This window comes from uncultured Campylobacter sp., from assembly GCF_938045465.1.
GTDB lineage: Bacteria > Campylobacterota > Campylobacteria > Campylobacterales > Campylobacteraceae > Campylobacter_B.
The window spans coordinates 1-6,729 of record NZ_CALIBF010000158.1 but is presented as its reverse complement, the minus strand read 5'-3'; the positions used below and the strand labels follow the sequence as shown (position 1 = coordinate 6,729).

Below are 6,729 nucleotides of genomic sequence, written 5' to 3'. Positions count from 1 at the left end.
ACCGTGATGTAGCCTTTTATGCAGACTGCCTGAACGTTTCACCACGTTATCTCTCACAAGTGGCTCATCGCATATCAGGCAAGTCGCCGAAGAGTATCATCGATCACACGCTGGCAGAGGCATTGTCCTGTCAGTTGCGTACAACGCAATCAACTATCCAAGAAATAGCCTATGACTTTGGCTTTAGTTCGCAAGCTCAGTTCTCAAAGTTCTTTAAGAAGCAGATGGGACAGGCTCCGACAGAATGGAGAAAACATTAATATCAAATCAATATGACTAATAGACAAGAATTAAATCGTAATCTCGCTCAGATGTTAAAGGGCGGTGTTATCATGGATGTAACTACACCTGAACAGGCACGAATAGCCGAAGCTGCGGGTGCTTGTGCAGTAATGGCTTTAGAGCGAATACCCGCTGACATTCGTGCAGCAGGTGGTGTTTCGCGTATGAGTGACCCTAAAATGATCAAGGGTATTCAGCAAGCAGTTACTATCCCTGTGATGGCTAAGTGCCGCATTGGACACATTGCTGAAGCTCAGATCCTGCAAGCAATTGAGATTGATTATATCGATGAGAGTGAGGTGTTGTCACCTGCTGATAACATCTATCATATCGATAAGAACCAGTTTGATGTACCGTTTGTCTGCGGTGCTCGTAACTTAGGAGAAGCATTGCGCCGAATCGCTGAAGGTGCTACAATGATTCGAACGAAAGGAGAGCCTGGAACGGGTGATGTGGTGCAAGCAGTGAGTCACATGAGACTGATGCAGAGCCAGATTCGTGAACTGGTAAGCAAGCGTGAAGATGAGTTGTATGAGGCTGCTAAGCAGTTGCAGGTGCCTTATGACTTGGTGGAATACGTGCATGAGCATGGCAAACTACCAGTGGTTAACTTCGCAGCTGGTGGTGTGGCAACACCTGCCGATGCCGCTTTGATGATGATAATGTGACAGTGACGCCACTCATTCGGGTATCGACTCGCCGAGCAACGATGAGATCTGCGCTTTATGCGGGCGGCATCCGCACTTCAACGCGCCAAAATGCGAGATAGTGCCGCTTATTTTGACGATACGACGCCGCTCGCCCGTATGACTAGACGATTTGTATATCTGGTGTCGAGATAGGACAGGCAGTCTGCTCGGCACCGATGTGCCGCCGCACAATGAAACATTCTGTGCCGATGTATCTGCCGCCTACTACACGATGAGCATTCGGTACGGATACTGCCTGCTAGGTGCGGCGCTGACGCCGTTGCTTCGGCACTGCGTCTTATTTACCCTCCGGGTTAAGTCCTTTTAAAATATATCCAAATTCCGCGTCGCTTAGCTCGTAATTCATAAATTTTTTATAAAACGCCTTCGTTTCGGCTTTTACGTCGATGTCAGTAAAAAGCTCGGGCTGGATGGTTTTCGCCGCCCATAAAATTTGAAGCACCGTATCCGCGCCGTATCGATCCCAGTTGAAAACTCCGCGCGGATTGCCGTAAACGCGTCCGTTTTTGACCGCATCCGTACCGCTGTAAACCGGGCTTGATTTGATCTTCTCTACCGCATCTTCGTTGTGATCGCCGCCCACGATTATGATCTGCGGGTTGCTAGCGATGATCTCCTCGGCAGTGATGGTTTTCATCGGACCTTTTGTGGCGGTGATCGCATTCGTTCCGCCAGCCAGCTCTATCCACGAGTCGATCAGCGTGCCCTTGCCGTCGATCTTTAAAAGATCGCTTCCGCCTACGATGTGAAGGACGCGCGGGCGCTTGTCGGGGCTTAAATTTGCGGTGCGGCCGCTAACCAAAGCGATATTTTTATCGAGATTTGCGATCAGATCCTTCGCTCTTTGCGGCGCGTCGCCGCCTAGCATATCGCCGCACATCCTGATGCTGCGCCTCATCTGCTCGTAATCGCTAAAGCTCGCCTTTAAAACGGTAAAGCCCTGCTTAGCTAAATTTTCGCCCGCCAGTGCGGTTGAGATGATGACTACGTCGGGGTTACGGCTCATCAGCTCCTCTAAATTTACGTCGTTATTTTTTAGCAGTACTGGGATCTGCGCTAGGCGCGGATAAATTTTAAGAAACCATGCGTTTTTGCTGATATTATCGGTGGTAGCGACGATCTTATCCGCTCCGCCCAGAGCCAGTAAAATTTGATTGTTCGAGTGCCAGAGTGCCGCGATGCGCTCAACTTTTGCGGGGATTTTGACCTCAGCTCCGTCCATATCCTTGATAGTTCTAAGCTCTGCCGCGCTCGCAAAAAGCGCACCCGCCAAAAGCAGTAGTAAAAATTTTTTCATTTTTTCTCCTAAAAGGTATTGAAATATACGCTGCGATATTACATAAAATCTCATTAAAATTGCGTAAATTTTAACCGCCGCCGTTGCGATCATTTATTATTTTTCAAAGTAAATTTTTATATAATCCATTTTAAATTTAGCATTTTTGAAGGAGAGAAAATGGATGAAATTTTGTATTTAATAGGCGCCGCCGCTGGGATTTTAGTGGTGCTTTTTATCATCGTGCCGCTGTTTTTCAGGCGCATAGTGGAGACGAACGAAGTGCATATCGTCCAGAGTGCTCGCAAGACGACGAGCTACGGCAAAGACACCGGTAACGGCAACAGCTACTATGAATTTCCAAGCTGGGTGCCGGTGCTGGGCGTTACGAAGATCGTTTTGCCCGTCTCTGTTTTTAGTATCAAGATCGAGGATTACGAGGCATATGATCTGGGCAGGCTTCCTTTTGTCGTCGATATCACGGCGTTTTTTAGGATTATGGATTCAAATTTGGCCGCCCAGCGCGTCAATAATTTTCAAGATCTGAATAACCAGCTCACAAACATCATCCAAGGCTCGATCCGCTCGATCCTCTCAAGTCGCGTGCTTGAGGACATCTTGCAGATCCGCTCCGAGCTCGGGGATGATTTTACCAAGGCGGTAAAGACGCAGCTGCAAAACTGGGGTATCGAGCCCGTTAAAAACATCGAGCTGATGGATATCCGCGATAGCAGCGGCAGCAAGGTTATCTTTAACATCATGGAGAAGAAAAAATCCCAGATCGAAAAGGAAAGCCGCGTCGAGGTCGCAAACAACACCAAGCTCGCTCAAATCGCCGAGATCGAAGCCGCGCAGGCAACCGAAGTGCGCCAGCAGGAAGCCAATAAGATGGTGGGCCTTAAGACCGTCGAAAACGAGCGCGAAGTCGCGATCTCAAAGGAGCAGGCCGAGCAGCTCATCAAGGATCAGCAAAAGATCACGCAGGAAAAGGCGATGGAGGTCGTGCGGGTAAACGACGTCAAGCAGGCCGAGATCAAAAAGCAAGTGGAGATCGTAAAGGCAGAGCAGGAGCAGCGCAAGATCGAGATCGACGCCGAAGCGCGTAAAAACGCCAAGATCCGCGACGCCGAAGCGATCAGGGAAAATCAAATTTTAGTAGCGCAGGGCGATAAAGAGAAGCAGTTTCTCGCCGCCGCGGCGCTTTTGGAGATGAAGGATAAAGAAGCGCAGGGCACGCTAAAGATAGGCTCTGCCGAGGCCGAGGCGCTTAGGCTGAAGGAGCTCGCGCCCGTAAACGCACAGATCGAGCTCGCGCGCGAGATCGGCGAAAATCAGGGCTATCAGACCTATCTGATCTCAATCAAACAGATCGAAGCGAACCGCGACATCGGCCTGGAGCAGGCCAAGGCGCTAAGCGCGGCGGATCTTAAGATCATCGCAAACGAAGGCAGCGTGGGCGAGGGGATGAGCAAATTCGGCGAAATTTTAAGCGCTAAGGGCGGCGCACAGCTAGCTGCGATGCTCGAAGCGCTAAATCAAAGCGAGGTCGGCAAAAAGGTGCTGGATAAAATTTCGGGCGCCAAGGAGGGGGATAGATCCGAGTAATATTCGCAGTCTTGGGCGAGTAAAATCGCTAGCGGCACCGCGCGGGCGAACAAATTTGAGCGGTCCGCTCGTCTGTGCAGTTTGTCTGTCTGCATTGGATAAAATTTAAGGCGCTAGCGAAATTTAAAGGTTGCGAAATTTCAAATACTCGCGGAATTTCGGATTTTCGTGAAATTTTAAAATGTCGCGGAATTTTAAATATCGTAAAATTTCAGGCCCTTGTGCGCTAGCATTTAAAGGCGGCGCGGTATCGCAAGTATTCGCAGAGCGCCGAAACTGCAGGTAAATTTTAAAAAATTGGCAAGGCGATGGCAAAATTTAGGCGCGGGTGCATAGCATTTACGCGAATTGCACTTAGTAGTTGTAGGTTGCCGCCAAATGCTTGAGCTCTGCCGCCTAGCGGTCAAATTTTGCCGCCCTGCGAGGCTAAGTTTATTCGGTTCGGATGAAATTAAGAAGCGAGAGCCGTTGGCGGTAGTGCAAAATTCAACTTGTCTTCATAAAATTTTTAAGGAACGCACGATGGCAAACGCCGTAAATTCCGCGCAGTACCAAGCGCGCATCAAACAGGCGGAAACTCTTTTCGAGGGGCGAAATTTTACCCGGTGCCAAACGATAAATTTGGGTAGCGGATATGAGATCGTAAAGGACGCATATGGGCCCAGCACGGCAAGCTTTAGCGGCGGCGAATACACGCTGTTTGATACTCACAAAGCGCAGATAAAAAGCTGGCGCTGTATAGACGATCGGGCGGAATTTTTTAGCCTAATCCGCCACGCAGACGGCAAATTTTACCTCGTTTTTCGCCAGGATCTATACGGCTACAGCGTGCTTGATCTAGCCTCAGCGCAGATCATGCGCTTCGTGCCGGACGCCTGGCTAGACGGCAAGGAGAGCTTCATTTGGGATGGCGTGCACTATCTGCGGGGTTGGGACGCGCTGGCCGCGAGCGGCTGCTACTGGGGCGCTCCAAACGGCGTGCATTTGGTAAGCTTTGCCGAGCCGATGAGTGAAGAGCAGAGATATGTAGACGTTTTAGACTGCATGCAGAGCGGTTACGACATCTACGAGCAGGCTGATTTTGCGGGCTTTGAGGGTAATGAACTGAGCCTAAAATGCTTTCGCGCGGACACCTTACGATATGAAAACGTAAAAATTTCGCGCGAGCGTTACTGCGAATGGATACGCGAAGCAAAACGGCTCTAAGCTTTAAATTTGCTAAATTTCGCGCCTAAATTTAGACGCTTGCAAGCGATAATTTTAATTACAAGCTGCAAAAAGCGAAATTCAGAGAGATCAAATGGGCTGAAATAAGGAATACGGATGTTTTTTGAATACATTTTAATCGGCGCCTGCGTAGGCTTTATCAGCGGATTTTTCGGCATCGGCGGCGGCACGGTCGTGGTGCCCGTGATGATGCTCTTCGGCTACGACGTCAAGTACGCCATCGGCATCAGCATCATGCAGATGATCTTCAGCTCGATTTTCGGCTCGTTCGTAAATTTTAAAAGCAAAATGCTAGACGTCGCGCCGGCGCTGGTGCTGGGGCTCGGAGGCTTTTGCGGCGCGCTTAGCAGCGGCTTTATCGTAAGATATTTCTCCTCAAAATTTCTACTTGGCACGCTCATTTTAGTGCAGATCATAAATTTAATCAAACTCTTCAAAACCCCGACCGAGCCCACCGGCGAGCCCAACGAATCTAAAATTTTGCTCTTTATCGTGGGGCTGTTCGTCGGCGCCGTGGCGATCAGCGTGGGTATCGGCGGCGCGGTATTCGTGATGCCTATTTTGATCAGCTTTTTAAACTACGACATCAAAAAGGCCGTCAGTACGGGGCTGTTTTTCGTGATATTTTCCTCAAGCGCGGGCTTTATTAGCCTCTCCGCGCACGGGCTCGTGCACTACGACATCGGCGCGTTACTCGGCGTCGGCTCGCTAGCGGGCGTTTATGCGGGCGTCAAAACCTCGCACAGGATCGGCAAAAAAGCTCAAAAGCGCTGGATGATCGCACTTATCGTCACGATACTTTGTATAACGGTTAGGAAATTTTTGGCTTTGAGCTAGGCGTGCTTGCCGAATCGAAGCTAAAATCGGATCTAAATTTAGTCGCAGCGCCTTGCCGCAAATTTAACTCAAATTTAAAAGGATCGTCAATGAACGAAGCTCAAATTTCGCTAGCGGACAAAATTTCAGACGCGCTAAAGCGCCTGATTAGGGATAAGCTCGGCTCGCAGTACAAGGGCGAGGCGCCGTATTCGGGGTGTCGCGTGCAAGAGGGGTATTTTGATTTTTTGGGCGTAGAGTGCCGCGGATCGCGCATCAGGCTCTACCTTCACGACTTCGGCGCGGACAGCTTTAGAGCTGACGCGCCCGAGATAGACGAGCTAGAGCGCGAGGAGTTTGAGGCCATTATTCCGCTTATCGCAAAGAGCGCGGAGGAGGAGGTTTTAGCTGAAGCAAATCTGCCGTTTTTTGCGTATAAGCTGGATTTGGTAGTCAAATTTGAAGGCGCGGGCGGCAGCTTGGCGCAGCGCAGCTGCGAGCGTAAATTTTACTTTGAAAACACTGCGCGAAAAGCCGAGCTAAAGCGCAAAATGGATGATTATATAGACGAGATCATCATCCGCCGCGATAAAAAGATCAAAGATGGCCGCGAGATTTTCGTGTTTATGGACCGCATTTTCGATCTTTCGCTTATGGATTACGACGAAGCGGCGCTAACGGCGCTGCTTGAGCTGGTTATCGCCGCGGTGCAGGACGTCAAAAATAGGCGGCTTTTGGGGGATTTTATCATCGCGCTAGAGAATAATCTGCGGCGCTGGAAAGAGGAGAAATTCCTGCCGAAATTTTATGATA

The 6,729-nt window shown here is 49.8% G+C and carries 7 protein-coding genes and 1 pseudogene; 7 read left to right on the top strand and 1 reads right to left on the bottom strand.

Annotated elements, in window-relative coordinates:
- Together Q0413_RS07530 and pdxS are read left to right on the top strand one after the other, a co-directional pair.
- Positions 1–260: helix-turn-helix domain-containing protein (locus Q0413_RS07530; protein WP_298988375.1), on the top strand; the 260-nt coding region annotated here is incomplete at its 5' end.
- Positions 261–272: 12 nt separating this feature from the next.
- Positions 273–941, top strand: a pseudogene (gene pdxS, locus Q0413_RS07525) (pyridoxal 5'-phosphate synthase lyase subunit PdxS); the annotation flags it as partial.
- 328 nt (positions 942–1,269) lie between these two features.
- Here the strand turns inward: pdxS and Q0413_RS07520 are convergent.
- Complete coding sequence (locus tag Q0413_RS07520) at positions 1,270–2,289, bottom strand: ABC transporter substrate-binding protein (RefSeq protein ID WP_298988373.1); 1,020 nt, start codon at positions 2,287–2,289, stop codon at positions 1,270–1,272.
- A gap of 159 nt (positions 2,290–2,448) precedes the next feature.
- Here Q0413_RS07520 and Q0413_RS07515 point away from each other — a divergent pair, with 159 nt between their 5' ends.
- From Q0413_RS07515 to Q0413_RS07495, 5 genes are all read left to right on the top strand, one after another.
- A complete protein-coding gene (locus Q0413_RS07515; RefSeq protein ID WP_298988371.1) occupies positions 2,449–3,873 on the top strand; it encodes an SPFH domain-containing protein in 1,425 nt (474 codons plus the stop codon).
- A 74-nt stretch (positions 3,874–3,947) separates the two neighbouring features.
- Complete coding sequence (locus Q0413_RS07510; protein WP_298988370.1) at positions 3,948–4,103, top strand: hypothetical protein; 156 nt, start codon at positions 3,948–3,950, stop codon at positions 4,101–4,103.
- Between the two features lie 292 nt (positions 4,104–4,395).
- On the top strand, positions 4,396–5,079 hold the full coding sequence (locus Q0413_RS07505) for a hypothetical protein (protein WP_298988369.1): 684 nt from the start codon (positions 4,396–4,398) through the stop codon (positions 5,077–5,079).
- 117 nt (positions 5,080–5,196) lie between these two features.
- Positions 5,197–5,937 carry a sulfite exporter TauE/SafE family protein gene (locus Q0413_RS07500; RefSeq protein WP_298988368.1) on the top strand — a complete coding sequence of 247 codons (741 nt, stop codon included), beginning with the start codon at positions 5,197–5,199 and terminating at the stop codon, positions 5,935–5,937.
- An 89-nt stretch (positions 5,938–6,026) separates the two neighbouring features.
- On the top strand, positions 6,027–6,729 hold a 703-nt coding region (locus Q0413_RS07495), incomplete at its 3' end, for a DUF6138 family protein (protein WP_298988367.1).